Here is a 24,027-nt window from a genome sequence, read left to right as displayed (position 1 = left end):
GGGCTGACCCGCCCCCACCCGCGGGGCTGACCCGTCGGCCCTGATCCCCGCTGAAAGGACTGCATGCGCCTGCTCGCCCCCGGCCCGTTCACCGGCACCCGCGACTCCTTCGCCCGCTACGTGGACGCCCTCACCGGCATGTCCGACGGCGCCACCCTCGTGTGGCTCGCCCCGTTCGCACCACCGCAGTCGATCGGAGCCCAGTACGCCCTCGTGCTGCCGACCTCCGGCTCCACCGGCGCCCCGAAGGCCGTCGCCCACACCCTGCCGACGCTGCGGGCCTCGCAGACCGCGACCGCTGAGGCGCTCGGCGGGCACGGGGCGTGGCTGCCGTTCCTGCCGCCCACCCACATCGCGGGCGTGCAGGTGGTCGCACGGGCGCTGCGCACCGCCGAGGAGCGGGGCCTCACCGACCCGCACGGCGCACTCGGGCCGCTGCCGGACCTGGGAGCGTCGTTCACCGCGCGCACGGTGCTGGAGGCGATGGAGCAGTGGGACGCACCCGACGGCCCCCTGTTCACGTCCTTCGTGCCGACCCAGCTGGAGCGTCTGCTGCGCGACCCGGACCGGGCTGTTCTCGAGCAGCTGCGGCGGTTCTCGGCGATCCTCGTGGGCGGCGCCGCCACCCCGGCGGCCCTGCTGCGACAGGGGCGGGACCTCGGACTTCGCCTCGTCACGACGTACGGGTCGTCGGAGACCGCCGGCGGCTGCGTGTACAGCGCCCGCCCCCTGCCGGGTGTGGACCTGTCCCTCGATGATGAGGGCCGCCTCGTCATCACCGCGCCGTGCGTGGCCCGCGGCTATCTCTCCGACGAGGGTGAGCTCAGCGCCTTCGAATCGGTGCCCTCCACTGCGGGCGGCGCCGCCGGGGTGCGCCGCTTCGTCACCAGCGATCTCGCGGATCTGGGGGCCGACGGGACCCTCTCCATCCGCGGCCGCGCCGACCACGTCATCATCACCGGTGGCGCCAAGGTCAACCCGGTGGAGGTGGAGCAGGCGATCTGTCAGCACCCGTCGGCCGCGGCGGCGCTCGTGACGAGCGTGCCGGACGACGAGTGGGGGCAGAAGGTCGTCGCGCTGGTGGTCCCCGCCGAACCGGCACACCCTGGCGGCGCAGATGTGGAACGGCCCGGCCCGGAGCTCCTGCGGGAAACGGTGCCGGACGCGGTGCGCGCCGCAAGGCTGGGCTCTGCGAGCGTCCCCAAGATCACCCTTGTCGTGGACGACCTCCCGATGCTGGCCCCCGGTAAGGTGGATCGGGTTCGCGCCGCGGATCTCGCCCGGCGCCTCATCCGCGAGTAAGGAGCGCCTGTGGCATCGGTGAGCCAGTGGATCGAAGGGGCTCGCCCCCGCACTCTTCCCGCGGCGTTCGCGCCGGTGGCAGCGGGTGTGGGCCTGTCGATCCACCATGCGGGCTTCCTCGGCGCCACCACTGCTGTGCGCGGCCTCCTCTCCCTCGGTCTCGCGCTCGCCCTCCAGGTGGGGGTGAACTACGCGAACGACTACTCGGACGGCATCCGCGGCACTGACGAGGACCGCGTGGGGCCGTTCCGCCTCACCGGGTCCGGAGCGGCGCCGGCATCAACGGTGAAGCGAGCCGCGTTCCTCAGCTTCGGCATCGGCGGCCTGTTCGGACTCGTGCTCGTCGCACTGGCCGGCGCATGGTGGATGCTGCTGGTCGGCGTGGCCTGCGTTCTGGCGGCATGGTTCTACACCGGCGGGAAGAGGCCGTACGGCTACCTCGGCTTCGGTGAAGTCATGGTGTTCATCTTCTTCGGCCTGGTCGCCGTGATGGGCACCAGCTATCTGATCACCGGCCGCACCAGCTGGGAGGATGTGCTGGTCGCTGCAGCGATCGGCCTGCTCGCCTGCGCCGTCATGCTGACGAACAACCTGCGCGACATTCCCACCGATGAGGTCGCCGGCAAGCGCACGCTCGCTGTACGACTCGGCGATGCCCGCACTCGGCGACTGTTCGCGGCGACACTCCTCGTGCCGTTCCTCCTGGTCATCCCGTACACGATCGTGAACATCGGTGTGGTGATCACCCTGATCGCGGTGGTTCTGACCGTGCACCCGCTTCGCCTGGTTGTCGCTGAGCACGCCACTGGGCGCAGTCTGATCCCCGTTCTCGGTGCGGCGGGCAAGTTGGAGGCGGCGGTCGGCCTGCTGCTGCTGATCGGGCCGATCCTCACGCTCGTACTCAGCCTGCCCTGATCAGCGCTCGCATTCAGCCTGAGGCGAGCAGGCCAGGATCCTCAGCGGTCTCCGGCCGACTCCCGGGCGTCCATGACGGCGTCCTCGGCTTCGGCGTCTTCGTCGGCAACAGAACGGCGGCCCGCAGCCCTCTTCTTCTCCGCCTTCGCTCGGCGCTCAGCGCCCCGGCGCTGCATCTCTTCGGTCACCTGCTGGCGCTGCTTACCCAGCAGGAGGATCGACACCAGCATGGCGATGACCGCGGCCAGGATCCCGGTCCAGATCCACGGAACCGACGGCATCAGAACCGCGAGCAGGAACCAGGCAACGGCGAAGACCGCTAGCCGGAGCAGAGAGAACAGAAGAATCGAACGCATGCCCTCCAGGCTAGCGCCGCCTCCGGCAGTCCCGCGCGGGCCCGTGACGGGTCCCTCTCGGCCACCTGGTCGCGGAACGATTCCCACTGACAGCCATCCGCACCCCCTCACTGCCTTCGAACACCTGTTGCACTCATGCTTGACGTCGATCATAGATCGGGATAGCATCGAACGCAAAACCTCCGTGACACCCCTCCTCTCTCTTCATCACGGAGCGTCGGGTCAGCGCACCCTCGCGCACCCGGCGGGTTCACCAGCGCTGGCTCCTGCCCGCGCTCGCACCGACGAGAGGAGAGCTCATGACACCCCGCAGCACGGACAGCGCCGACGACCGTCCGAACCGGCGCGAGCCGCGAGCTCCCCGTCCGGTGCAGCGCCGAGACGACACCGTCGGCGTCACCGAATTCGCCGCCCTGCCCGACACCGACCGTGCAGCCCGCGACCGAGCCCACGCCCTGTCAGCCCTCACTCGTGCTGCCGCCGAGCACGCCGCACGCGAGTACAGGCTGCTGGCCCCGCTGCATCTCGACGACACCAGCACAGAAGCGAATCTCCTCGTCGCCGCGCAGAACGAACTCATCGCATCCGTCGGCCTGCACACCACCAACGACCGCGCCACCCGGCGGATCCAGGACGCCCACCGCGCCGTCACCGCGCTGCCGACGACCCTCTCCCGGCTCGAACGCGGGGAGATCACCGCCGACCAGTTCTCCCTCCTGCTGCACCGGACCCGCCATCGGTCACCGGAGATCCTCCGCCGCGGCGATGATCTCCTGGCCGAGTGGGACTTCACGGCCGACCCCGCCGATCTCGACCACGGCATGCGCCGACTCGCCGTCTACCTGCGGGAACTCGAACGCGCCGTGGACGAAGCCCCGCCGCCCATGCGGGACGCCCGCCTTCTGCCGCCCGATCCTGAGCACCCGGGTGCTCTCTCGATGATCATCACCGGCCCGGCGCCCACGATGATCGACATGGCGGACAGGCTGGACCGAACCGCCCGCGCCGCACAGCTGCAGCAGAAGCACGCATTGGAGCGGGGTGAGGACGTCCCGTTCGATCCCGACGGGATCGCCGCGCTCAAACAGAGGCCGCTGTCCGTCAGCGCGCTGCGCAGCATCCTCATCACCAGCGCCGAATTCACGAATGACGGTCTCCGCATCCCCGAACCCCGCTTCCAGATGTTCGTCCAGGTTCCGGCGCTCACCCTCCTCGGGAAGAGCGACCTGCCCGGCACCATCAACGGGGACCACGTCATTCCGGCGGACATGGCGCGTGACCTCGCCGGTCGCAGCAGCATCTGGCTGCGGATCCTGCAGGACGAAGCCACCGGGGCGATCCTGCCGGTCCCCGCGACCCGGTACCGCCCCACGCCGCAGATGCTGCAGCACCTGCGTCTGCGCAACCGCATGTGCGCAGCGCCCGGGTGCACACGCCGAACCAACGGGGCCCGCATCGAAGCCGACCACATCGTCGAGTTCAACCACCGCGATCCCCACAGCGGCGGTCGAACCGAGATGGAGAACCTCCACCTGCTCTGCACGCGCCACCATCAGGTGAAGACAGCGAAAGCGGTGGACCCGGTTCGGATCCACGGCCCGAAGCCGGGCCGATCAACCGGTCGGACCCGGTGGACGATCGCCGACAGGCTCGTCGCCGACAGGACCGACGCCGATGACCTCATCGCAGCATCCGAGTACGCCTTCGTTCGCTCCGCCTGGGCGCATCACGCCCGCCGACACGGGCTCGACGGGTCCGGTGGAGAGGACCCGCCGCCCACATCCGGAGCAGATCCAGGTCCCCCGCCGTTCTGATGACCAGGCCGGCAGCGCGAGCCTGCCCCTGCACTGCGCGGGCCCGCCCCTGCACTGCGCGGGCCCGCCTAGACTGTCTGCATGCTGCGGCCGCTCATCATCATCGTCACCATCGCCCTGGCCATCTACGCCCTCGCGGACTGTGTGCAGTCCGAAGAGCGCGAAGTGAAGGTCATGCCGAAGCTCGTGTGGGCCATGTTCATCGTGCTCATCCCCTGGGTCGGCCCCATCACGTGGTTCCTCGCCGGCAAGGAGGGCCGCGCCCTCACCGGCACCGGCACCAGCAACGGCGGGAACGGCCCAGGGCGGCAGAACCTGTCGGCGCTCGGCTGGGGAAATCGGCGCCGTCAACGCGCACGCACCGGCCCCCTCGCGCCGGACGACGATCCCGAATTCCTCGCCAAGCTCGACCGGGAGATCCGCGCCGAACGCCGCCGACGCATCGAAGAACAGCATCGCGCGGCGAAACAGGCGGAACTCGAGCGTCGCCAACAGGAACGCGGCGGCTCCACTGCCGCGGAGCGGAGCCCAGGAGATCCGCAGGCACGAGGTCCGCAGGCGCGAGGTCCGCACACCGACGGCCCCAGGGCAGGCGATACCCCCGAGACCGGGTCAACCGGCGATACCCCCGAGACCGGGTCAACCGGCGATACCCCCGAGACCGGGTCGACGGGCGACGATCCGACTCATTGAGGACTCCCCGCCCGGATAGGGTGATGCCATGAACGACAACGAGAAGCCGCAGGTCGCCGCGGTCGAGATCGGAGACGGCGACGGGGCCCCCGTCGTGTTCATCCACGGGTTGTTCGGCCGCGGCCGCAACTTCAGCAGCATCGCCAAAGGCATGCAGCCCGGCTTCCGCTGCCACCTCATCGACCTGCCCAACCACGGCATGTCCGCCTGGACCGAGGATTTTTCCTATACCAGCACCGCCGACATCGTCGCCGAGCACCTGCGGGACGGCATCGCGGCCGGCGGCCCCGTCGACATCGTCGGCCACTCCATGGGCGGCAAAGTCGCCATGCTGATCGCCCTGCGACACCCCGACCTCGTGCGCCGCCTCGTCGTGGTCGACATCGCACCCGTCGGCGACGGCGGCCCGAACGGCGACTCCCCCTCCGGCCGCGGCGACTTCGAGCACCTCCTCGACACGCTCGCGCGCCTCGACCTCGACTCCCTCACCGGCCGCACCGACGCCGACCGCCGACTCGCCGCGGACGTTCCCGACGCGTCTGTCCGCGCATTCCTCCTGCAGAACCTCAGCCGCACTCACCGCGCCGGATCCCACAAGGACAGCCCCACCGGCGACGGCTTCCACTGGCAGCCGAACTTCCCGCTCCTGCACCGCGCCATCGACCAGATCAAGGACTGGCCCGCAAACGAGATCGATGGCTCATCCTTCACCGGCCCGGTTCTGTGGATCGCCGGCGCTGACTCCGACTACATCCGCCCCGAGGACCTGCCGGTCATGCGAGCCCTGTTCCCATCCGTGCTGCAGGTGACGATCAAGAACGCCCGCCACTGGGTGCACGCCGACCAGCCCGACGCATTCATCAGCGCACTGCGCACCTTCCTGCGCGCTGACCAGAAGACGGCCGCAGCTCAGGTGTAGCGGGAGGCGACCCGGCGGGTCTGCTCCCGATACGGCCCGCCGAACAGCACCACATGCAGCATCAGCAGGTGCAGCTGGTGCAGCCCCACCCGGTCCTGCCACCCGTCGGCCAGCGGTGAGACGCTCTCATACCCGGCGATGATCTCCTCCAGGTGCGGCGCGCCGAACAGGTGCAGCGCCGCCAGGTCATCCTCCCGGTGTCCGCCGTGCGCCGCCGGATCGATCAGAACACCGCCGCGCGGCGTCCACAGAACATTGCCGGCCCACAGGTCACCGTGGATCCGGGCTGGCGGGGCGTCGTCACTGAACTCGCCGGCGCGCAGACGAGAACACACCGCGTCGATCTCGGGAATGCGGGCGTGCTCGTTGAGGGGTGCGAGTCGCGCATCGGCGAACATCGCACCCCAGTGGTCGAAGTCGCCCGGCGCCGCCAGATCCAGTCGAATCTGCTCCCCAGCGGGTCCCTGCAGCCCGAACCCGTGATCGTCGTCCCAGCTCGGCGGGCCGACACCGAACCCGTCGGCCCCCGCTCCGTGCGTGCGCGCGAGCGCCGCCCCGAACTGCCGCGCCTGCTCGGCCGACGGGTGCCCGTCCTCCAGGCGCTCCAGGATCAGCGCGTCGTCGCGGATGTCGAGGACCGCAACCACGGGGGCGCCGCCATCGGCCTCGGCGAGCCAGCGCAGCCCTGCCGCCTCCCAGCGGTGCGCACGCGACTCCCCCTGTTTGCGGAACTCCTGCGGACTGTTCACGGTGGGCCTCCTTCACCGGCCGACGGATGCTGTGCTGGATGCGGGTCAGCGGGAGCGTCGACCCCCGCCGGCGGAGAACGACGCGAGACCAGCTGAGCGGGCCGACTGCCCACCGGAGCGCGCCGACTGCGCGCTCTGCTGGCCGGACGCGGCGCCGCCGCGGCCCCGTCGGCCCCGGGAGCGACCACGGCCGCCCTGCCCGCCGCCGCGGGCATCGCCGCCGCGGGAGGAGCCGGAACGGCCCTGACCGGAGCGCGACGCACGGGCCCGGCCCTGGCCGCCGCGCTGCTGACGGCCGCGCTGCTGGCCGCCCTGCTCCGCGAGATGCGGCTGCGCCTGCTTCTCCGCCTCAGCGCGGGTGAGGAACGTGCGCTCACCCGGTGCGAGGGCCCGCAGCGCCTCATCGTCCGCCGATGACCGGGCGGCGGTGATCTTCGCCGCGCGCATCAGCGAACGCACCTCTCCGCGCTGCTCCGGCGTCGCGATCGTCACCACGGTGCCGGCCTGACCAGCACGCGCCGTGCGGCCGGAACGGTGCAGATATGCCTTGTGCTCCGCCGGCGGATCCGAATGGACCACCAGTGCCACATCGTCCACGTGAATGCCGCGGGCGGCGATATCGGTCGCCACCAGGGTCTCCACCCGGCCGGAATGGAACGCCTCCATGTTGCGGGTGCGGGCGTTCTGGCCCAGGTTGCCGTGCAGGTCAACCGCCGGCACCCCCATCGCCAGCAGCTTCTTCGCGAGCTTCTTCGCGCCGTGCTTCGTGCGGGTGAACACGATCGTCTTGCCCGGCGCCGCCGCGAGGTCCGCCACCACGCGGACCTTGTCGCCGCCGTCGACCTCCAGTACATGATGCTCCATGGCGGCCTCCGGCGAATGCGCCGAATCCGCTTCGTGCACCACCGGCTGGTGGAGGTAGCGCTTCACCAGCACATCGATGCCGTTGTCGAGGGTGGCGGAGAACAGCATCCGCTGGCCCCGCTGCGGGACCCGGTCCAGGATCCGCTTAACCATCGGCAGGAAGCCCATATCGGCCATGTGGTCCGCTTCGTCGAGCACGGTGATCTCCACCCCGCCGAGGTCCACAGCGCCCTGACCCATCAGGTCGAGCAGGCGGCCTGGGCAGGCGATGAGGACGTCCACGCCGTCGGCAAGGGCCCGCACCTGCGGGTTCTGGCCCACGCCGCCGAACACCGTCACCCAGTTCAGGCCAACGGCGCGGCCCAGCGGTTCGAACGATTCGGCGATCTGGCTGGCGAGCTCACGGGTGGGCGCGAGGATCAGCGCTCGGGGGCGCTTCGAGGTGCGTCGGGCCTCGCTGCGCAGCAGGCGGGTCGCCGTCGGCAGGAGGAATGCGAAGGTCTTGCCGGAGCCGGTGCGGCCACGGCCGAGGACATCGCGGCCCTCGAGGGAATCCGGCAGCGTCGCCGCCTGGATCGGAGTCGGAGTGGTGATGCCGCGCGTACGAAGAGCAGCGGCGAACGGCTGGGGAACACCCAGCGAAACGAAGTCAGACAAAGAAGAGGCCTATCGGGTCGGTGTCCTGCACGGAGCACACGGGCTGTCCGCCGGGCGGCGGAGCGGCGGGACTCGATCACCAGGGCCGCGGCAGCATCGGAGTCTGCGGGCGAGCGCAGACGACTGCGCCGGTGGGTCGCGCCGAGAGGCCGCAGCAGAACAGGGCGGGCCTCACTCACCCCACGGTAGTGCACGTGCAGGTCCGCACCCGAAGGGCGGAGCCGTTCATCACAGACCGGAGTACGAGTGCAGGCCGTTGATCACCGTGTTCACCACGGTGAAGTTGAAGATGACGCAGACGAACCCGACCAGGGAGAACCAGGCTGCGCGGTTGCCGCGGAAGCCCTGGGTGGCGCGGGCGTGCAGGTAGGCGGCGTACACCACCCAGATGATGAACGTCCACACTTCCTTCGGGTCCCAGCCCCAGTACCGGCCCCACGCGTACTTCGCCCAGATCGCACCGGCGATCAGGGTGAACGTCCACAGCACGAAGCCGATCGCGTTGATCTGGAAGCTCAGCTGCTCCAGCGTCTTCGCCGACGGCAGGCGCGCCAGCAGACCCCTCGACTCAGCCTCTCCACCGTGCTTCTCCTCCCAGCGGGCCCGCACCAGCTGCAGCACCGATGTGACCGCACCGAGGGTGAACAGGGCGCAGGAGAGAATGGCGACGAACACGTGGATCACCAGCCAGTACGAGTTCTGCAGCGAAGGCGTCAGGTGCGCGGCCGGCAGGTACCAGGCGGTCTGCGCCACCATCATCAGCAGCAGCATCGGCCCGTACAGGAATGCGCCCAGGTGCCGCAGGTCGCGGTTGCGCAGGCAGATCAGCAGGAACATCACGGTGACCGCGGCGGAGCCGGTCATCGAGAACTCGTACATGTTGCCCCACGGGACGCGGCCCGTGGCGATGCCGCGCATCACCACACCCGCCACGTGGATGATGCCGCCCACCACCGTGACGGTCATGGCGAACTTCAGCGCCGTCATCGCTCCCGCTTCGTCCGCGGTGGGGCGCGGGCCCTCGCCGCCGGATTCGAGGCGGGCATCGCTGCGCACCTGGGTGCCGCGCACCGCGTCCACCGTGAAGGCGATGAAGCCCAGCACGTAGATCGCGATGGCGGTGACCAGCGCGAGGGTGGAGAACTGCGCGAGCTGCTCGTTGATCACTCGTCTGCTTCCTTCCTGCCCGTGACCTCAGCCACGAGCTCCTGCACATCCTGCTGCAGGCGGTAGTCTTCGCTGCGCGCCAGGCCGGCGGCCTCCAGGCGCAGACCTTCACTGGTCTCGGCGACGCGCACGAAGATGCGTCGACGCGGAATGAACAGGGACGCCACCAGCCCCACGATCGAGGCGAGCGCCATCGCGAGGGTGAAGCCCTCCCACGGGTCGCGCTTCACATCGAACGCGGCGAAGCGCTTCACATCGGTGAACTCGATCGTGGTGCCGTCCGGCAGCTTCGTCGTTTCACCGGGCCCCAGCCGGATCAGCATCGGGGAGCCGTCGGCCTTCGTCACCGGGTCGAGCTTCTGGACATCGATCTGGAACACGTTCTGCGGAACTCCGCCGTCCAGGCCGAGGTCGCCGGTGTGGACGGTGAGGGCGATCTCCGGGTTCACCAGGCCCGCGTACTCCGAGTGGGGGCCCTTGTCGTCGATCACCATCGTGGGGGCGAAGATGCCCACCACCGCCATCTGCTTCGGTCGAGCATCCGGCATCTTCAGCACCAGCTGCGAGGTGTAGTGCAGGCCCTGCGGGACCGTGATGACGGGGCCGTCCGCGATGACGCGGCCCTTCGGGTCCGTGACGGTGAGCACGGGGGCGTAGCCGTTGCCGAGCAGGTAGATGCCGGAGCCGCCGAGGTTCAGCGGCTGGTTGACGCGCACAGTCTTCGTGAACTCCGGCTGGTCCGGGTCGGACGCGGTGACATCCGCCTCGAACTTGGTGGGCTTGCCGAACTCGCGCGGATTGGTCGTGTCGGTGTTGAACTCGGCGCGGAACTCATCGAGCGTGAAGCGGAACGGCGGCAGGCTCGTCTCATCGAACCAGGGGCCCGCCTCGAACGAGTCGTAGCGGGTGAGGGAGTTGGCGAACCCCTCCCCCTCGACCACGGTCACCTGGCCGCGGTAGCTGGTGAGGTGGCCCATCGCCACACCGATCAGGACGCCCAGCAGTGCGACGTGGAACAGGAGGTTGCCGGCTTCGCGCAGGTAGCCGCGTTCGGAGGAGACGGCGAAGCCGCGCTCGTCCTCGGTGGTGCGGATGCGGTAGCGCGAACGGCGCAGGCGCTGGGCGAAGCGGTCGCGCAGGTCGGCGGCGCTCGTGGGGCTGCCGTCAGCGCTGGGTGCGTCGGCGCTCGTGGCGGCGGGGAGGGCCGACGGGTCCAGGGTGACGTCCGTGTAGCCGGTGAACCGCGTGAGGCGCCGCGGTGTCACGGGCGGCTTCGCCACCACCTGTCGGAGGTACACCTGCAGGCGGGGGATCACGCAGCCGATCAGGGAGACGAACAGCAGCAGGTAGATCGCGGAGAACCAGACGGAGCCGAAGACATCGAACATGCCGAGCTTGTCGAGGATTTCGGCGGTCTTCCCATGCTCCTGCAGGTACTGCTCCGTGAGGCCGGGGTTGACGGAGCGCTGCGGGTAGAGGCTGCCGGGGACCGCGGCGATCGCCAGCAGCATCAGCAGGATCAGCGCGGTCTGCATGCTGGTCAGCTGACGCCACAGGAAGCGCAGCCAGCCCATCAGCCCGAGGGAGGGCAGGGTGGGCCGCTTCTTCGGGCCTGACGCGGCGGACTCCGGCGCTGCGGAATCCGGCGCGGCCGGTTCAGGTGCGGCGGTGCTCATGCTCGTCCCCTCCTCAGATCACAGTCTCGAACGTGCCGGTCATGACGGACAGCTGATCCATCCACCTCGCCCATTGGCCCGTCAGCAGAAGGGTGCCGATGATGATGAGGATGACGCCGCCGATCGTGGTGATCGCCCGGCGATGCCGCTTCAGCCAGGAGGACACGCCGATAGCCTTGTCGAACAGGATCGCGAACAGCACGAACGGCAGACCCAGGCCCAGCGAATACGCGAGGGCGAGGATCGCGCCGCGCTCCGCGGACGCCCCGTCGAGCGCGAGGGACGTGACGGCGGCGAACGTGGGGCCGATGCACGGCGTCCACGAGAAGCCGAAGACCATCCCCATCAGGGGCGCGCCGAGCAGACCCGCGTCCGGCCGCTTCGAGATGCGCTTCTCCCCCGACAGCGACGCCGGGAACAGGCCGATGAACAGCAGGCCCATGAGGATCACGATGACGCCGGCGATGCGGTTGATCCACGTGGTGTGCGCCTGCAGCTGGTAGCCGAGGGCGCCGACGAAGCCGCCGATCACCATGAACACGACCGTGAAACCGGCGATGAACAGCAGCGCTCCGGCCACCATGCGGCCCCGTCGGCCGCCCTGCTCCCGCTGACCCGCGAGCCCCGAGACGTACCCCAGATAGCCGGGGACCACGGGGAACACGCACGGCGACAGGAACGCGACGATGCCGGCGAGCGCCGCCACGGCCACCGCGAGGACGAGGGAGCCGGACAGGATCGTGGACTGGAACGCTTCGCGCAGGCCGCTCATTCGCTGAGCACCCGATCGATCATGGCGCGCAGGATGCTGGGGTCGGCGATGCCGGAGATGCGGGCGGCGACCCGGCCCTCGTCATCGAGGACGAGGGTGGAGGGCACCGCGTTCGGCGACACCTGGCCGCGGAGCTTGTACATGATCTGCGCGTCGAGGTCGGGGACCGACGGGTACGGAATCGCGAAGTTCTCCTCGAACGCCTTGGCGGTGCCCGCGCCGTCGCGGACGTTGATGCCGAGCATGTGGATCTTCTCGCCGTAGTCGCCGGCGATCGCCTTGAGGTCGGGCGCTTCCTTGCGGCAGGGGGCGCAGGAGGCGTACCAGACGTTGAGGACCACCGGCTTCCCGCGCCAGTCAGCAAGGGCGATGTCCGTGCCGTCGTAGGCGGTGGCGGTGAAGTCGACCGCATCGCCGCGGTCCGCCGGGTCGATCTCCGTGGTGACGCCGTCACCGGCGACGAAGCCGGTGTCGTAGCGGGAGTTCGTGTCGGTTCCACAGGCAGCGAAGACAGCGGTGGTGGTCAGCGCGCCGAGTGCGCCGACCAGGTGGCGGCGCGACAGGGTCGGGTTGGTCATGTGAGCTTTCCTCCAGTGGCATCGACGGCACCACTGTAGAGCTCGGCTGCGGGTTCGGCGTACTCAACGTGATCGAGATGGTCTCCGCGGAACACCAGGGACGTCACGGAGCACAGCCCGCACTGGCGCCGGCGCGGATCGTGGAACAGGGGCCGGCCTTCGGCGGCGAGGCGCGTCACCCAGATCGGCAGCTGGTGCAGCACCAGCACTGCCTCGTGACCCTCGTTGGTGTTCTTCGCATCCCGCACGGCGGCGCGCACCCGGGCGACCTGCTCGCGGTACGGCTCGCCCCAGGAGGGGGTGAACGGGTTGCGGAAGTGCGGCCAGTGGCGGGGGTTGGTGAGCCGGCCTTCGCCGTGGCCCACCCGCAGGCCCTCGAAGTGGTTGGTGGATTCGATGATGCGGTCATCGGTGCCGACGCCCAGGCCGTGGCGCTGTGCGATCGGCGCGGCGGTCTGCTGGGCGCGCAGCAGCGGGGAGGCGGTCACAGCCGTGATGTCACGGCTGGCGAGGTGGTCGGCGACCAGTTCCGCCATCTTCTCGCCGCGCTCGCTCAGCCGGTAGCCGGGCAGGCGCCCGTAGAGGATCCTGTCCGGGTTGTGCACTTCGCCGTGCCGGACGAGGTGGATGACCGTGTCGACCATGCTGCCGCGGCTCCTTCTTTCCCGATGGATGACTGCCCCACGGTAGCAATCCCGGCCGGGCCGGTCCCGTCGGGGCCGACGGGGGCTACTCGGGTGTGGCGGCGATCTCGGCGCGTTCGTCCTCGGTGAGGAGGGCGGACAGGAGGGAACCGAGGCGGACCATGCCGTCGGTGCCGAGGGGGTCGACGAGCTGGGCGCGGACGCTCGCCACGTGCACCGGTGCGGCGCGCTCGAGCAGGGCCCGCCCGTCGGCGGTGAGGAGCGCTTCGCGGCCGCGCCCATCGGAGGCGCAGCGCTGACGCTCCACCAGGCCCCGCTTCTCCAGGCGGGTCACCGTGTGGGTGAGGCGGGAGCGGGAGTGGACCACATGATCGGCGAGCTCCGACATGCGGGCGTGGCCGCCGGGCGCCTCGGACAGGCGCACGAGGATCTCGTACTCGGCGAGGGTGAGGGACACCTCGGGGTCCTGCTCGAGCGCCTGCGAGAGCGCTTCGCGCAGGCGGGTGGTGGTGTAGAGGAACACCCGCCAGGCGCGCTGCTCCTCAGGGGAGAGCCAGCGGGGCTCATTACCGTTCGTTGGTGCCATGAGTCACACTTCCTTTGCGTTCGCGACGGCTCTCCGGATAGTTTAAGTTTCAACAAGCCGGGGCGCAAGGCCCCGATTCCGAACTCTTCGAAGGAGACGCAATGACCACCGATCTCACCACTGGCACCTGGGCCCTCGACGCCGCTCACTCCGCGGCCAGCTTCACGGTCCGTCACGCCGGCATCTCCCGAGTCCGCGGCCAGTTCGACTCCATCGACGGCTCCATGGTCGTGGGCGACGGCAAGGACGACGTGAAGTACACCGCCACCCTGCAGGTCGACTCCATCAACACCGGCAACGCCGACCGCGACAACCACCTGAAGTCCGGCGACTTCTTCGACGCCGAGAAGAACCCGACCATCACCTTCACCTCCACCGAGGTCAAGGGCGACAAGCTCGCCGGCGAGCTCACCATCATGGGCATCACCAAGCCGGTCGAACTGGACTACGAGTTCGGCGGCGTGGTCACCGACCCGTTCGGCACCAAGCGCGCCGGCGTCGCCGCTGAGACCACCGTCTCCCGTAAGGAGTTCGGCCTGACCTGGAACGCCGCCCTCGAAGCCGGCGGCGTGATGGTCTCGGACAACGTCCGCATCACCATCGAGGCCGAATTCGTGGCCCCGACCGCCTGATCCGTCCCCCTCCGGCCGACGACGGCTGCGGTAGCGTGAGGCCATGACCTCCGCACGCATCACCGTCCTCGACCGGCCCGGCTGCCACCTCTGCGTGGAGGCCTCCGCCGTGGTCCACCGTGTCGCCGACGAGCTCGGCGAGGCGGTGGACCATCGCAATATCGATGAGGACGACGATCTCAAGCGCCGCTGGTCACTGGAGATCCCGGTGATCATGGTGGACGGCGAGGTCGTCGCCGTGTACCGCGTCACCGAGCAGGAGCTGCGCCGGGCGCTGAAGAAGAAGCGCCGCCGACCCCTCATCGGGTTCCCCAGCGGCTTCGGCCGCCGCGGACCGCGCTGACCAGAAGCCCAGAACACAGCAGCGGGCGCCCCGATCAGATATCGGGGCGCCCGCTGCTTGCGTGATGGTCGATCACTTCTTGTTGCGACGCTGGTGGCGCGTCTTCCGAAGAAGCTTGCGGTGCTTCTTCTTCGACATGCGCTTGCGACGCTTCTTGATGACGGAACCCATAGTGACCTCATTTCACGATGACGAATAGCGGTTCGCTTGAACACAGACGTTGCATTATTTTACACGCCGGCAACGCGCAGGAGGCCAGGCGGTGGCGTGGTGAGACCGCTCACGGCCCTCCCCGGGACGGCCGGAGGGCGGGTCACGCTCGCGCGAGCGTGCTCAGCGCCCCCTCCACGGATCGAGCGCGGTCCAGCTCCTCCTGAGCGGCGTCGGCCACTGTGTCGTCGATCGCCGAGGCGATCGATGTGCGCAGGCGGCGCCGCGCCGCCGACCGCAGGGACCCAGCCCGTACCCGCGCCAGCAGAGTGGAGAGCACCGCCAGCACGATGCCGAGGCCGAGCCCGAGGATGATCATCGCCGTTGGCACCGGCAGAGGGAAGCCCAGGCCCTGCACCATCGGCAGCTCCGGCTGCGGGATCCCGAAGAACCCCAGCGCCGACAGGCCCAGCAGCCAGCCCAGGCCCGCGAGGGCGACCAGCAGCGCCAGCCACTGGATGATGTTGAGCGGCAGCCACCACCAGGAGCGCCCCGTCCCCGGCAGCTGCGTGTGTGTCAGCACATAGTCGAGGCCGTCGGGCAGATGCTCCGCCTCCGCATCGACCACGTCGCGCAGTCGGGCGGGCCACGGCGCGGGCGCATCACCGGCGGTGACCTCCGCGAACCTGTCGGCGCCGCGGGTGATGACGGCGCGGGAGCCCGGCGCATCCAGGGACAGGGAGCTGCGGGAGACGAACTCCGGCTGCCCCTCCCCCGCGGCGGACCCGTCGGCCCCTCCGGCGGTCACAGCCCTGCCGTGGCGGGACGCGGGCGCGAAGCCGAGGCGCATCCGGGCGAGCGGGTCGGGGCGGAAGCTCCGCAGCCAGCGCGTTCCCGGCCAGCCCGTGCTCCGGGAGGCGCGGTGGATGTAGGAGTCGCCGACAGCGCGGGCGATCGCATCGACCTGGGCGGCGCGGGAGCAGGCGTCGACGAGGCCGTCGTGCGCCTCAGTCGGCACCGTGTCCGGCAGGCCCGGGACGCGGAAGTCCTGATGCTTCGTGCGGCCACCGGTGACCGCGCTGCGCAGCGCGGACCGCTTCGGCGCCTCCGGCTGGGATGCGCCGAGCATCGGCCCGACCCGTGCCGCGGTGGCCTGGAAGTCAGCGGTGAGGCGCTGGGCGATCGCCTCCTTCTGCTTCGCAACCCGCGACGCCGCCTGCAGCAGCTCTCGCACGCCCTCACCGGTGCGGGCCGAGGTGGCGAGCACCTCAGCGCCGGGGAGCCCGTCGGCCCCCAGCAGCTCGGCGAAGGACTGCACAACAGCGTCGCGATCGCGGTCGCGGACGCGGTCGATCTGGTTGATGACACTGAGGGTGACGGCGCGGTGCGACGCGAAGCGGGCGATGAACTCCTGGTGCATCACTCGGTCGGCGTACTTCTCCGGGTCGCTCACCCACACCACGACGTCGACGAGGTCGGCGAGGCGCTCAGCGACAGCGCGGTTCGCGGCCTGAACGGAGTCGAAGTCGGGCATGTCCACGAGGATCACCCGGGGATCGGCGCCGTCGGGGCTGACGATGTGCCGCTCACTCACCTCCAGCCAGTCGAGCAGGCGGTGCGCCTCATCCTCCAGCTCGGGCGACGTGCGGTTCTCCACGATTGCGGCGACCGGCTGTGCGGTGGTGGGCCGGCGCACCGCGACGCGGGAGACCTCCTCACCCGCGAGCGCGTTGAAGAGGGTGGACTTGCCGGAGCCGGTGGCACCGAACAGGCCCACCACGGTGTGCTCGGCGGACAGGCCGACGCGTTCGCGCACGCGTGCGTCCAGGGCTGTGAGCTCGCCGGTGGCGGCGTCGTCCAGCAGGGGTCCGCCCACGGTCCGCAGATCCTCCAGGGCGCGGAGGCGGTCGCTGATCGTCGTCATCGATCGCCCCCGTCGGCCGGCTGGTCGCCGGTGCCGCTGCGCAGCTGAGTGGTGAGGTCGCGCAGCTGGGCGGCGTCGGCGCGCAGAACCTCCTCGCCGACGGGGATTGGGTGCTCTGCCAGGACATGTGCGAAGTCAGCGGCCTGCGCGTCCACCAGGGCGTTGAGGCGGTCGTCGAGCTGCTGCCGGGCGACCCGGGCGAGGCGGCGCACCGCCTCATCCCCGAAGATCGACTCCAGCAGCTTCTGGCCGACGACTGCGGTGGTGGCGCCGGCGCCGACTTCGAGCCCGGTGGGGATGAACGCGGTGGAGGCGAACACCACCACCATGAGCGCAATGCCGACGACGTTCACACCCAGCGACAGGATCCGCGCCTTCTGCCGGCGGTCCTGCCCCTCCCGGGACACGAGATCGAGGACATCGCGCTGCCAGGATCGGACCTGGTCCTCCACCTGCCGACGGAACCGCTCGTCGACCGCGAGCAGCTGACGCTCCAGCCCCGGCTCGGACTGCAGGACCGAGGTGCCCGCCTCATGCGAGCCCCACTGGCGGACCGTGCGGGTGCGGGCGTTGGCGCATTCATCGATCACCACGGAGACCAGGCCCGTCTCGATCGCGCTCTGCGCATCCACCACGGGTTTCGCGGTGCCCGTCAGCGCGTTCGTGATGCGGTCGCGCATGCGGGACACCCAGCCCTGCACGCCCTTGAAGAACTCACCGGTGCCGACCACGTCCTGCCAGCGGGCGAGAACTTCACCGCGCAGCAGGGCGCCGTCGCGGGTGACCTCTGCGATCGCTTCGGAGGCGGTGTCGAACTCGGAGCGGACGATGCCTGCGAGGCGGTCCTGTTCGCTCTGCTGCTCACCGACGTGCTCCGCGACCTGCTCGAGGGCGTCGGCGGCATTGGTGAGCGCGCCCGCCAGGGTGCGGCGGGCGATGGCGGTCCGCTGGCCGGAGTCCCCGGCTAGGGACAGGATCCATGAGCGCAGAGCATCCACTTCGGGGCCGCGGATGAGGCCGTCGTCCGTCAGCGGTGCCTCGTGGATGCGGAACACGGTCGCCGCGTCGACTCCGCGCTCCGCCATCATCTCCTGCAGGTGCCCGCCGAGCTCCTCGGCGACGCCCGGCTGGTTCGGAATGCGGTTCATGACGAGGGAGACGGTGATGTCGCGGGCCGCGGCCTGCGACAGGACGTCCCAGGGGACCGCGTCGGCGTAGCGGTGGGCGGTTGTGACGAAGATCCACAGGTCTGCGGCGCGCAGCAGCTGCCCGGCGAGCTCTCGGTTCGCGGCGGCGACGGAGTCGATGTCTGGGGCGTCGAGGACGGCGATGCCGGTGGGGATGGTGTCGTCGGCGACGAGGTTGAGGCCGGCGGCGGACTGCGAGCCGGGGACTTCGTCGGCGGCGGAGCGGCGGGTCACGCGCGGCAGGTTCGGCAGGATGCGGGGGCCTTCGAACCAGGCGGCGTCCTTCGGATTGTGGAGGAGCACCGGCTGGCGCGTGGTGGGGCGGATCGCGCCTGAGCGGGTCACCTCGTGCCCCACGAGGGAGTTGACGAGGGTGGACTTGCCGGCACCGGTGGAGCCGCCGACGACGGCCAGCAGCGGCGCGTCGAGGGAGGCGATGCGCGGTTCGATGTGGTCGGCGAGCTGGTCGCGCAGGTGGCGGGCGGTGCGCTCAGCGGCGCTGGACCCGCGGATGTCGAAGGGGATCCGCAGGTCGGCGAGGTGAGCGCGCGCCGCTTCGGTGACGGTGCGCGTGGGTGTCTCGGTCATAACACAACAGTAACGGTCGGCACCTGCGCGGCCGTCCGGCGGGGCCGGCGGTGCGGCTCAGGGCGCGGGGCGGGCGGTGCACCTCACGCCGTGGGACCGACGGATCAGTCGTACAGCGGGTCCAGGCCCCATTCGGGGAAATGCACGCGCCGCACCGACTGCACCAGGCGGTCCACCGGATGCTCCGGGTTGAACCCTGCGCTCCACGGCCTGAACACCGGCTCGGACCCATCGCCCATCGTGGTGAAGGCCCGCGGCGGCACCGCACCGGTGCGGTGCGCCCCGTCCCACATCCGCTGCAGCTCTTCCTCGGGGATCGGCGCATCGGCATCGATGTCGGCGTCCACCACGACCGCCACCAGGTGGGTCCACGAGCGCGGCACCACGTCCGCCACCGAGTACCCGCCGCCGCCGAGCGCCAGCCAGCGGCCGCCCGCCGCGGTCGTTGCGAGGTCCCTGCACATCAGCATCGCTGCGCGCTGCGCTTCGATCGTCAGGTCCATGTCGGCCAGCGGATCGATGCTGTGGGAGTCGGCCCCGTGCTGGGTGACCAGCAGGGTGGGGCGAATCGCACGGATCAGGGGGTCGATCGCGCCGTCGATCGCGCGCAGCCAGTCCTCCGGGCGCGTCCCCGCCGGCATCGGAATGTTGATCGCCGTGCCGGGGGCGGCCGGCCCGCCGCTGTCCTGGATGAACCCCGTGCCGGGGTAGAGGGTGTCGCCGCTCTGGTGAATGGAGATCGTGGTGACGCGCGGGTCGTTCCAGAAGATCTGCTCCACCCCGTCGCCGTGGTGGACATCCAGATCGAGGTAGACGATGCGCTCCTCCCCCGCCGCGAGCGCCGCCGCGATGGCGGCCGCGGCATCGTTGAACACGCAGAACCCACCGGCGAAACCGGACTTCGCGTGGTGCATTCCTCCGGAGAAGCTGACGGCGCGCTCGCAGCGGCCCTCCAGGATCTCGGTGACCGCGGCGATGCTGCCTCCCACGAGCCGGGCCGAGGCCTCGTCCATGCCGGGGAAGATCGGCACCTCGGGGGTGGCGAGCCCCCACCGGTTCAGGTGCGTGCGCTCCTCAGCCGACGGGTTCAGCCCCGCAGCGGACGCATCCCGCACCGCCTGGACGAACACGGGGTCGTGGATCGTCTCCAGGACGGACCCGTCGGCCACCGGCGCGGAGATCAGGCGCACCCGCGGAAGGTCGAAGAGCCCGAACGACCGTGCGAGCGCGGCAGTGAGCTCGAGCCGAACGGGGTCCATGGGGTGCGCGGGGCCGAAGTCGTAGGCGCACAGCGCGTCATCCCAGACAACGGCTGTTTCGCCTGGTCTCGTCATGGTTACGAGGGTAGCGCAGGGCGCGTACAATCGCCGGCGACGTCCCCTGGGCGTCCTGACCGGTCCGGGCCCGGCCGGTCACATCCAATGGGTCGGGAGCACACGCATGCAGAAAGCCGCGAAGAGTCGCGGGTCGAAGAGCGCGCTGGGACGGATCGTCCAGAACGCCGCGCGGACCCGCACCTCGCCTGCGCGCCTGGCGATGATCGCCTTCCTCGGCATCATCGGCCTGGTGACGCTGCTGCTGTGGCTGCCGATCTCCAACGCCGACGGGACCTCCCCGCCGCTGATCGACGCTCTGTTCACCGCCGTGTCCGCCGTGTGCGTGACGGGCCTGACCACCCTGGACATGGCGCACCAGTGGAGCCTGTTCGGCAACATCGTCATCATGGCGGCGATGAAGGTGGGCGGCTTCGGCGTGCTCACCGTGGCGTCCCTCCTCGGCCTGTCCGTGATGCGGGAGATGGGCCTCGCGCAGCGCATCGTAACGGCCCGCGAGACGAAGGCGCAGCAGCTGGACCAGGTGGGCGGGGTGCTGAAGACCATCGTCATCACCTCCACGGCCCTGGAGACCCTGACGTTCCTGTCGCTGGCCCCGTTCTTCCTGTCCCGCGGCGCGTCCGTCCCCACCGCCCTGTTCGACGCCCTCTACTACGGCATCTCCTCCTTCAACAACGTCGGCTTCGTGCACGAAGCCGAAGGCACCCTGCAGTACGTGGGCGAGCCCGCTTTCGTGCTGCCGGTCGCCGCCGCCGTGTTCACCGGGTCCCTCGGCTTCCCCGTGATCCTCGTGCTGTTCCGCCACTGGAACCACCCCGCGAAGTGGACGCTGCACGCGAAGATGACGATCGCGGGATCCACACTGCTTCTGCTGCTCGCCATTGTTTCGATCACCGCCCTTGAGTGGACGAACCCGGACACCTTCGGCGGCCTGCCGCTGAAGGATCGCATGCTGGCCGCGCTGTTCACCGGCGTGATGCCGCGCTCCGGCGGCCTGTCCGTGATCGACGTGGGCGCGATGCACCCCGAGTCGTGGGTGGTGCAGGACCTGCTGATGTTCATCGGCGGCGGCTCCGGCTCCACCGCCGGCGGCATCAAGGTGACCACGTTCGCGATCCTGATGCTCGCGATCATCGCGGAGGTCCGCGGTGACCGCGATGTGGAGGCGTTCGGCCGCCGCATCCCGGAGGACACGATCCGTCAGGCGATCGGCGTGCTCGCCATCTCCGTCATGGTCATCTTCTTCGCCACCCTGGTGATGCTGCGCCTCACCCCGTACGGGCTGGACCAGGTGCTGTTCGAGGTGCTGTCCGCGTACGGCACGGTCGGCCTGTCCACCGGCATCACAGCGGACCTGTCCACTCCGGCGAAGGCCGCGATCGTCACCTGTATGCTCGTGGGCCGACTGGGTCCCGTGACCGTCGGCGCCGCCCTGGCGATGCGCACGCGTCCGAGGATCATCCGCCTGCCCGAGGAGCGGCCGATCATCGGCTGACACATCAGAGGAGACCTATGCCCGACAATCGCAGAGGCGACGGCGTCCTCGTCGTCGGCCTGGGCCGCTTCGGCGCGTCCATCGCCCTGACGCTGGAGAAGCTCGGCACGAACGTGCTCGCGATCGACTCCCGGCCCGACCTGGTGCAGGAGTACTCCGGCCGCCTCACCCACGTCGTCGAAGCCGACGGCACGAACATGGACGCCCTCCACCAGGTCGGCGCCGCCGGGTTCGACGTCGCCGTGGTCGGTGTGGGCACGAGCGTGGAGGCGAGTGTGCTGATCACCGCGAACCTCGTGGACCTCGCCGGCCCGATCATCTGGGCGAAGGCGATCTCCGCTTCGCACGGCAAGATCCTGGAGCGGATCGGAGCCCACCACGTGGTGTTCCCGGAGAAGGACGCCGGTCAGCGGGTGGCGCACCTGGTGAACGGCCACCTGCTGGACTACATCGAGTTCGACGACGACTGGGCGATCGTGAAGATGCGGCCGCCGCGGGAGATCCAGGGCTTCACCCTCGCCGAATCGGACATCCGCTCGAAGTACGGCGTGACCGTGGTGGGTGTGAAGTCACCGGGGCGCGACTTCACGTACGCGGCACCGACAACCAAGGTGGCGGTGCATGACACGCTGATCGTGTCGGGCCACACGGACCTGATCGAACGGTTCGCGAACCGGCCCTGAGCGCCGGCGCCCGTCGGCCCCGAACAGGCCGGATCAGCCCTCCTCCATGTGGCGCGACCAGTCGGCGGCGGCGCGCATCGCCTTCGCCAGGCCCACGCGCACCCCGGCCTCTTCGAGCGCGGCGACACCGCGCACCGTGGTGCCACCGGGGCTGGAGACGCGGTAGCGCGCCTCGGCGGGGCTGAGGCCCTGCTCCTGCAGCAGCTTCGCAGACCCCGCCATGGTCGCGATGACCATCTCGGCGGCCTGGTCGCGGGTGAGGCCCTGCATGACGCCCTCGTCGATCATCGCTTCGGCGACGTAGAACATGAACGCGGGCGCGGAGCCGGCCGCGCCGATCACCTGGTGGACCTTGTCCTCCGGGACCCGCACCACGTCGGCGGACGCTGCGAACAGCTCCTCGACCGTCGCGGTCTCCTCGTCGGTGACGGCGTCGGCGGGCATCACGGCGACGACGCCGGAGCCGACGGCGACCGGGGTGTTCGGCATGGTGCGGATGATCTTCTCGTGCCCGCCGAGGTGCTCGCGCAGCGTGTCGATGGTGGCGCCGGCCGCGAGGGACACCACGAGGGTGTCCGCGCTGAGGTGCTCGGCGAGCTTCGGCAGCTGGGCGGCGAGCTGGTACGGCTTGATGCCGAGGATGATGATGTCGGCCTCGCGCACGGCGTCCTCGAGCGAGTCGGCGGGCGTGAGGTCGTACTCCTTCGCGGCGCGCTCGGTGGATTCCGGGCGGGAGTTCATGACGTGGACGTTCTGCGCGTCGATGCCGGAGCGGCGGATCGCGGTGGCGACGGCGCCGCCCATGCTGCCGGCGCCGAGCATGAAGATGGTGGGCTGCTTCGTCACGGTTCTCCTCCTGGTGGCCGGGCGTGCGCCCGGGTCGGGTGCGGTGCGGATCGAACGGGGTGCGGGGCCGTCAGCGCCCCCAGTGCGGCGGTACGTCCTGCCGGAGGCGGTCGTCGTTGCTGTCCACGGCCGCGTCGTCCTCGGTGCGGTTGGGCACGATGCGCGGGCCGCCGCGGCGTACGGGCTGCTCCATCGGCTTCCCGGTGACCGACGAGACCACGACGCGGCCCGGGCGCGACTCTCCGAGCGTGGGTGAGCGCCGATCAGTCATGGCTCTCCTGGTAGCGGCGGATCGCGGAGGACACGGACACATCCAGCAGCAGGGAGCGCTGCTCGAAGCCGAGGAACTCCCGCACTTCGGCGGCGAGCTGCTCGGTGAGGCGGGCACGTCCGTCACTGGAGATGTAGGCGACGACCGCGTCGAAGTCCTCCGCGCCGTAGAACGACAGCGGGTGGCCTGCCGGCACCTTGGGGCGCGGGAGGCGATGGCGGGTGGTGCCGGCGCGTGCCACCGGCTCCTGGAGGCGCTCCATCCAGAACGCGTGCGCCCGCTCCACCGTGCGCGTGACGCGGTCCGCTTCGCCTTCGGGGTCGATGAACAGGGCCCACGACCAGACGCGCTCCACGACCCAGCCCGCGGCTTCGAGGCGTTCGGTGCGAAGCCGGTCGCGTTCGCGCTGGTCAGCGGTGGTGGCGTAGCGGGCTCCGTCGGTCTCCACCGCCACGAGGAGGCGGCCCGGCAGGTCCCGGTGGCCGACGGCGAGTTCGATGCGGTCGTGGGAGAGGCCGTAGTCGAGCTCGGTGTGGAGGCCGCGCTCCTGCAGACGGTCCGCGAGGTCGGCCACGAGGGCGTCGATGTGGGAGTCGCCGCCCTCGGCGAAGCGGATCGCCGGCGTGGCGTCGGCGGTGGCGTCGTCCTCGGACACCTCAGGGGTGGGCTCCGGCAGGGGCGCGACGTCGGCGGCGGAGTGGCCGACGGGTTCCGACGCGTCCGCGGATTCACCGGCATCCTCAGCGCACTCGGTGGCTTCCTGCTCGGCGGGGTCGGGGGCTCCGTCGGCTTGCTGCTCGTCGGCTTCCTGCTCGGCGTACTCGGAGGCTCCGTCGGCCTGCTGCTCGCCGGCTGCCTGCTCGGTGGGCTCGGGGGCGGCGG

At 70.4% G+C, this 24,027-nt stretch carries 24 protein-coding genes and 1 pseudogene; 9 read left to right on the top strand and 16 right to left on the bottom strand.

Translation table 11 applies throughout. From position 1 onward, the window contains the following. The first annotated feature begins 63 nt into the window (after positions 1 to 63). On the top strand, positions 64 to 1,302 hold the full coding sequence (locus tag MHY20_RS10300) for an AMP-binding protein (protein ID WP_239376598.1): 1,239 nt from the start codon (positions 64 to 66) through the stop codon (positions 1,300 to 1,302). 9 nt (positions 1,303 to 1,311) lie between these two features. Beyond that, positions 1,312 to 2,217 (top strand): 1,4-dihydroxy-2-naphthoate polyprenyltransferase, encoded by a 906-nt coding sequence (locus MHY20_RS10295; protein ID WP_239376596.1) that lies wholly within the window; start codon positions 1,312 to 1,314, stop codon positions 2,215 to 2,217. Between the two features lie 41 nt (positions 2,218 to 2,258). Here the strand turns inward: MHY20_RS10295 and MHY20_RS10290 are convergent, their stop codons facing one another. Beyond that, positions 2,259 to 2,573, bottom strand: a complete 315-nt coding sequence (locus MHY20_RS10290) for a DUF4229 domain-containing protein (protein ID WP_183375714.1) — start codon at positions 2,571 to 2,573, stop codon at positions 2,259 to 2,261. A 299-nt stretch (positions 2,574 to 2,872) separates the two neighbouring features. Between MHY20_RS10290 and MHY20_RS10285 the strand changes: the two genes are divergently transcribed. The 3 genes from MHY20_RS10285 (at position 2,873) to MHY20_RS10275 (ending at position 5,999) form a co-directional block, all read left to right on the top strand. Beyond that, positions 2,873 to 4,387, top strand: a complete 1,515-nt coding sequence (locus MHY20_RS10285; RefSeq protein ID WP_239376595.1) for an HNH endonuclease signature motif containing protein — start codon at positions 2,873 to 2,875, stop codon at positions 4,385 to 4,387. A gap of 81 nt (positions 4,388 to 4,468) precedes the next feature. After that, complete coding sequence (locus MHY20_RS10280) at positions 4,469 to 5,080, top strand: PLD nuclease N-terminal domain-containing protein (protein WP_239376594.1); 612 nt, start codon at positions 4,469 to 4,471, stop codon at positions 5,078 to 5,080. A gap of 28 nt (positions 5,081 to 5,108) precedes the next feature. After that, positions 5,109 to 5,999: an alpha/beta fold hydrolase gene (locus MHY20_RS10275; RefSeq protein ID WP_239376593.1), complete on the top strand. Its 891-nt coding sequence runs from the start codon at positions 5,109 to 5,111 to the stop codon at positions 5,997 to 5,999. Here the strand turns inward: MHY20_RS10275 and MHY20_RS10270 are convergent. The 8 genes from MHY20_RS10270 to MHY20_RS10235 all read right to left on the bottom strand — a co-directional run bounded on the left by MHY20_RS10270 (position 5,990) and on the right by MHY20_RS10235 (position 13,692). Next, positions 5,990 to 6,748: a fructosamine kinase family protein gene (locus MHY20_RS10270; protein ID WP_239376592.1), complete on the bottom strand. Its 759-nt coding sequence runs from the start codon at positions 6,746 to 6,748 to the stop codon at positions 5,990 to 5,992. The genes MHY20_RS10275 and MHY20_RS10270 overlap by 10 nt on opposite strands. 45 nt (positions 6,749 to 6,793) lie before the next feature. After that, positions 6,794 to 8,269 (bottom strand): DEAD/DEAH box helicase, encoded by a 1,476-nt coding sequence (locus tag MHY20_RS10265; RefSeq protein WP_239376591.1) that lies wholly within the window; start codon positions 8,267 to 8,269, stop codon positions 6,794 to 6,796. 228 nt (positions 8,270 to 8,497) lie between these two features. Then, the gene (ccsB, locus tag MHY20_RS10260) at positions 8,498 to 9,436 is read right to left on the bottom strand and encodes a c-type cytochrome biogenesis protein CcsB (protein ID WP_239376590.1); all 939 of its coding nucleotides are present in this window, start codon (positions 9,434 to 9,436) and stop codon (positions 8,498 to 8,500) included. Beyond that, positions 9,433 to 11,112: a cytochrome c biogenesis protein ResB gene (locus tag MHY20_RS10255; RefSeq protein ID WP_239376589.1), complete on the bottom strand. Its 1,680-nt coding sequence runs from the start codon at positions 11,110 to 11,112 to the stop codon at positions 9,433 to 9,435. Before MHY20_RS10255 ends, ccsB begins: the two co-directional genes overlap by 4 nt. Before the next feature lie 13 nt (positions 11,113 to 11,125). Further along, positions 11,126 to 11,884 (bottom strand): cytochrome c biogenesis protein CcdA, encoded by a 759-nt coding sequence (locus MHY20_RS10250; RefSeq protein WP_239376588.1) that lies wholly within the window; start codon positions 11,882 to 11,884, stop codon positions 11,126 to 11,128. Then, a complete protein-coding gene (locus MHY20_RS10245) occupies positions 11,881 to 12,462 on the bottom strand; it encodes a TlpA disulfide reductase family protein (protein WP_239376587.1) in 582 nt (193 codons plus the stop codon). The genes MHY20_RS10250 and MHY20_RS10245 overlap by 4 nt, the downstream gene beginning before the upstream one ends. Next, positions 12,459 to 13,106 (bottom strand): histidine phosphatase family protein, encoded by a 648-nt coding sequence (locus tag MHY20_RS10240; RefSeq protein ID WP_239376586.1) that lies wholly within the window; start codon positions 13,104 to 13,106, stop codon positions 12,459 to 12,461. The genes MHY20_RS10245 and MHY20_RS10240 overlap by 4 nt, the downstream gene beginning before the upstream one ends. Positions 13,107 to 13,191: 85 nt before the next feature. Then, positions 13,192 to 13,692, bottom strand: coding sequence for a MarR family transcriptional regulator (locus MHY20_RS10235; RefSeq protein ID WP_183375736.1), 501 nt, complete (start codon positions 13,690 to 13,692; stop codon positions 13,192 to 13,194). 101 nt (positions 13,693 to 13,793) lie between these two features. Between MHY20_RS10235 and MHY20_RS10230 the strand changes: the two genes are divergently transcribed. Together MHY20_RS10230 and MHY20_RS10225 are read left to right on the top strand one after the other, a co-directional pair. Beyond that, positions 13,794 to 14,324 (top strand): YceI family protein, encoded by a 531-nt coding sequence (locus tag MHY20_RS10230; protein ID WP_183375738.1) that lies wholly within the window; start codon positions 13,794 to 13,796, stop codon positions 14,322 to 14,324. Between the two features lie 43 nt (positions 14,325 to 14,367). Beyond that, complete coding sequence (locus tag MHY20_RS10225; protein WP_183375739.1) at positions 14,368 to 14,667, top strand: glutaredoxin family protein; 300 nt, start codon at positions 14,368 to 14,370, stop codon at positions 14,665 to 14,667. A gap of 72 nt (positions 14,668 to 14,739) precedes the next feature. Here MHY20_RS10225 and MHY20_RS10220 read toward each other — a convergent pair whose 3' ends face one another. From MHY20_RS10220 to MHY20_RS10200, 4 genes are all read right to left on the bottom strand, one after another. Beyond that, a complete protein-coding gene (locus tag MHY20_RS10220) occupies positions 14,740 to 14,838 on the bottom strand; it encodes an AURKAIP1/COX24 domain-containing protein (RefSeq protein WP_005504750.1) in 99 nt (32 codons plus the stop codon). Between the two features lie 142 nt (positions 14,839 to 14,980). Next, the gene (locus MHY20_RS11680) at positions 14,981 to 16,741 is read right to left on the bottom strand and encodes a GTPase (protein WP_275436789.1); all 1,761 of its coding nucleotides are present in this window, start codon (positions 16,739 to 16,741) and stop codon (positions 14,981 to 14,983) included. Next, positions 16,738 to 18,516, bottom strand: a complete 1,779-nt coding sequence (locus tag MHY20_RS10205; RefSeq protein ID WP_239376585.1) for a dynamin family protein — start codon at positions 18,514 to 18,516, stop codon at positions 16,738 to 16,740. The genes MHY20_RS11680 and MHY20_RS10205 overlap by 4 nt, the downstream gene beginning before the upstream one ends. Positions 18,517 to 18,620: 104 nt before the next feature. Then, positions 18,621 to 19,850 carry an acetoin utilization protein AcuC gene (locus MHY20_RS10200; RefSeq protein ID WP_239376584.1) on the bottom strand — a complete coding sequence of 410 codons (1,230 nt, stop codon included), beginning with the start codon at positions 19,848 to 19,850 and terminating at the stop codon, positions 18,621 to 18,623. A gap of 106 nt (positions 19,851 to 19,956) precedes the next feature. Here MHY20_RS10200 and MHY20_RS10195 point away from each other — a divergent pair, with 106 nt between their 5' ends. Together MHY20_RS10195 and MHY20_RS10190 are read left to right on the top strand one after the other, a co-directional pair. Then, positions 19,957 to 21,345, top strand: coding sequence for a potassium transporter TrkG (locus MHY20_RS10195; RefSeq protein ID WP_183375753.1), 1,389 nt, complete (start codon positions 19,957 to 19,959; stop codon positions 21,343 to 21,345). A 17-nt stretch (positions 21,346 to 21,362) separates the two neighbouring features. Further along, positions 21,363 to 22,028 (top strand): TrkA family potassium uptake protein, encoded by a 666-nt coding sequence (locus tag MHY20_RS10190; protein ID WP_183375755.1) that lies wholly within the window; start codon positions 21,363 to 21,365, stop codon positions 22,026 to 22,028. Between the two features lie 33 nt (positions 22,029 to 22,061). On the opposite strand, the gene proC is transcribed toward MHY20_RS10190, so the two are convergent. From proC to MHY20_RS10175, 3 genes and pseudogenes are all read right to left on the bottom strand, one after another. Continuing rightward, positions 22,062 to 22,874, bottom strand: a complete 813-nt coding sequence (gene proC / locus MHY20_RS10185; RefSeq protein ID WP_183375757.1) for a pyrroline-5-carboxylate reductase — start codon at positions 22,872 to 22,874, stop codon at positions 22,062 to 22,064. Between the two features lie 70 nt (positions 22,875 to 22,944). Next, positions 22,945 to 23,145 carry a hypothetical protein gene (locus tag MHY20_RS10180; protein WP_183375759.1) on the bottom strand — a complete coding sequence of 67 codons (201 nt, stop codon included), beginning with the start codon at positions 23,143 to 23,145 and terminating at the stop codon, positions 22,945 to 22,947. Continuing rightward, positions 23,138 to 24,027 (bottom strand): annotated as a pseudogene (locus MHY20_RS10175) (hypothetical protein); the annotation flags it as partial. The gene MHY20_RS10180 and the pseudogene MHY20_RS10175, both read right to left, overlap by 8 nt.

Origin of the sequence: Helcobacillus sp. ACRRO (genome assembly GCF_022347125.1) — a bacterium.
In the GTDB taxonomy this organism is placed as follows: Bacteria; Actinomycetota; Actinomycetes; order Actinomycetales; family Dermabacteraceae; genus Helcobacillus; species Helcobacillus massiliensis.
The sequence above is the reverse complement of the archived record's forward strand: the minus strand, read 5'-3'. Positions and strand labels throughout refer to the sequence as shown.

What these genes read in the sequence shown, in the direction of transcription:
- MHY20_RS10300 (WP_239376598.1), top strand. Translation starts at nt 64, where the DNA reads ATGCGCCTGCTCGCCCCCGGCCCGTTCACCGGCACCCGCGACTCCTTC.
- MHY20_RS10290 (WP_183375714.1), bottom strand. Translation starts at nt 2,573, where the DNA reads ATGCGTTCGATTCTTCTGTTCTCTCTGCTCCGGCTAGCGGTCTTCGCC.
- MHY20_RS10285 (WP_239376595.1), top strand. Translation starts at nt 2,873, where the DNA reads ATGACACCCCGCAGCACGGACAGCGCCGACGACCGTCCGAACCGGCGC.
- MHY20_RS10280 (WP_239376594.1), top strand. Translation starts at nt 4,469, where the DNA reads ATGCTGCGGCCGCTCATCATCATCGTCACCATCGCCCTGGCCATCTAC.
- MHY20_RS10275 (WP_239376593.1), top strand. Translation starts at nt 5,109, where the DNA reads ATGAACGACAACGAGAAGCCGCAGGTCGCCGCGGTCGAGATCGGAGAC.
- MHY20_RS10255 (WP_239376589.1), bottom strand. Translation starts at nt 11,112, where the DNA reads ATGAGCACCGCCGCACCTGAACCGGCCGCGCCGGATTCCGCAGCGCCG.
- MHY20_RS10250 (WP_239376588.1), bottom strand. Translation starts at nt 11,884, where the DNA reads ATGAGCGGCCTGCGCGAAGCGTTCCAGTCCACGATCCTGTCCGGCTCC.
- MHY20_RS10245 (WP_239376587.1), bottom strand. Translation starts at nt 12,462, where the DNA reads ATGACCAACCCGACCCTGTCGCGCCGCCACCTGGTCGGCGCACTCGGC.
- MHY20_RS10240 (WP_239376586.1), bottom strand. Translation starts at nt 13,106, where the DNA reads ATGGTCGACACGGTCATCCACCTCGTCCGGCACGGCGAAGTGCACAAC.
- MHY20_RS10235 (WP_183375736.1), bottom strand. Translation starts at nt 13,692, where the DNA reads ATGGCACCAACGAACGGTAATGAGCCCCGCTGGCTCTCCCCTGAGGAG.
- MHY20_RS10230 (WP_183375738.1), top strand. Translation starts at nt 13,794, where the DNA reads ATGACCACCGATCTCACCACTGGCACCTGGGCCCTCGACGCCGCTCAC.
- MHY20_RS10225 (WP_183375739.1), top strand. Translation starts at nt 14,368, where the DNA reads ATGACCTCCGCACGCATCACCGTCCTCGACCGGCCCGGCTGCCACCTC.
- MHY20_RS10220 (WP_005504750.1), bottom strand. Translation starts at nt 14,838, where the DNA reads ATGGGTTCCGTCATCAAGAAGCGTCGCAAGCGCATGTCGAAGAAGAAG.
- MHY20_RS11680 (WP_275436789.1), bottom strand. Translation starts at nt 16,741, where the DNA reads ATGACGACGATCAGCGACCGCCTCCGCGCCCTGGAGGATCTGCGGACC.
- MHY20_RS10205 (WP_239376585.1), bottom strand. Translation starts at nt 18,516, where the DNA reads ATGACCGAGACACCCACGCGCACCGTCACCGAAGCGGCGCGCGCTCAC.
- MHY20_RS10200 (WP_239376584.1), bottom strand. Translation starts at nt 19,850, where the DNA reads ATGACGAGACCAGGCGAAACAGCCGTTGTCTGGGATGACGCGCTGTGC.
- MHY20_RS10195 (WP_183375753.1), top strand. Translation starts at nt 19,957, where the DNA reads ATGCAGAAAGCCGCGAAGAGTCGCGGGTCGAAGAGCGCGCTGGGACGG.
- MHY20_RS10190 (WP_183375755.1), top strand. Translation starts at nt 21,363, where the DNA reads ATGCCCGACAATCGCAGAGGCGACGGCGTCCTCGTCGTCGGCCTGGGC.
- MHY20_RS10180 (WP_183375759.1), bottom strand. Translation starts at nt 23,145, where the DNA reads ATGACTGATCGGCGCTCACCCACGCTCGGAGAGTCGCGCCCGGGCCGC.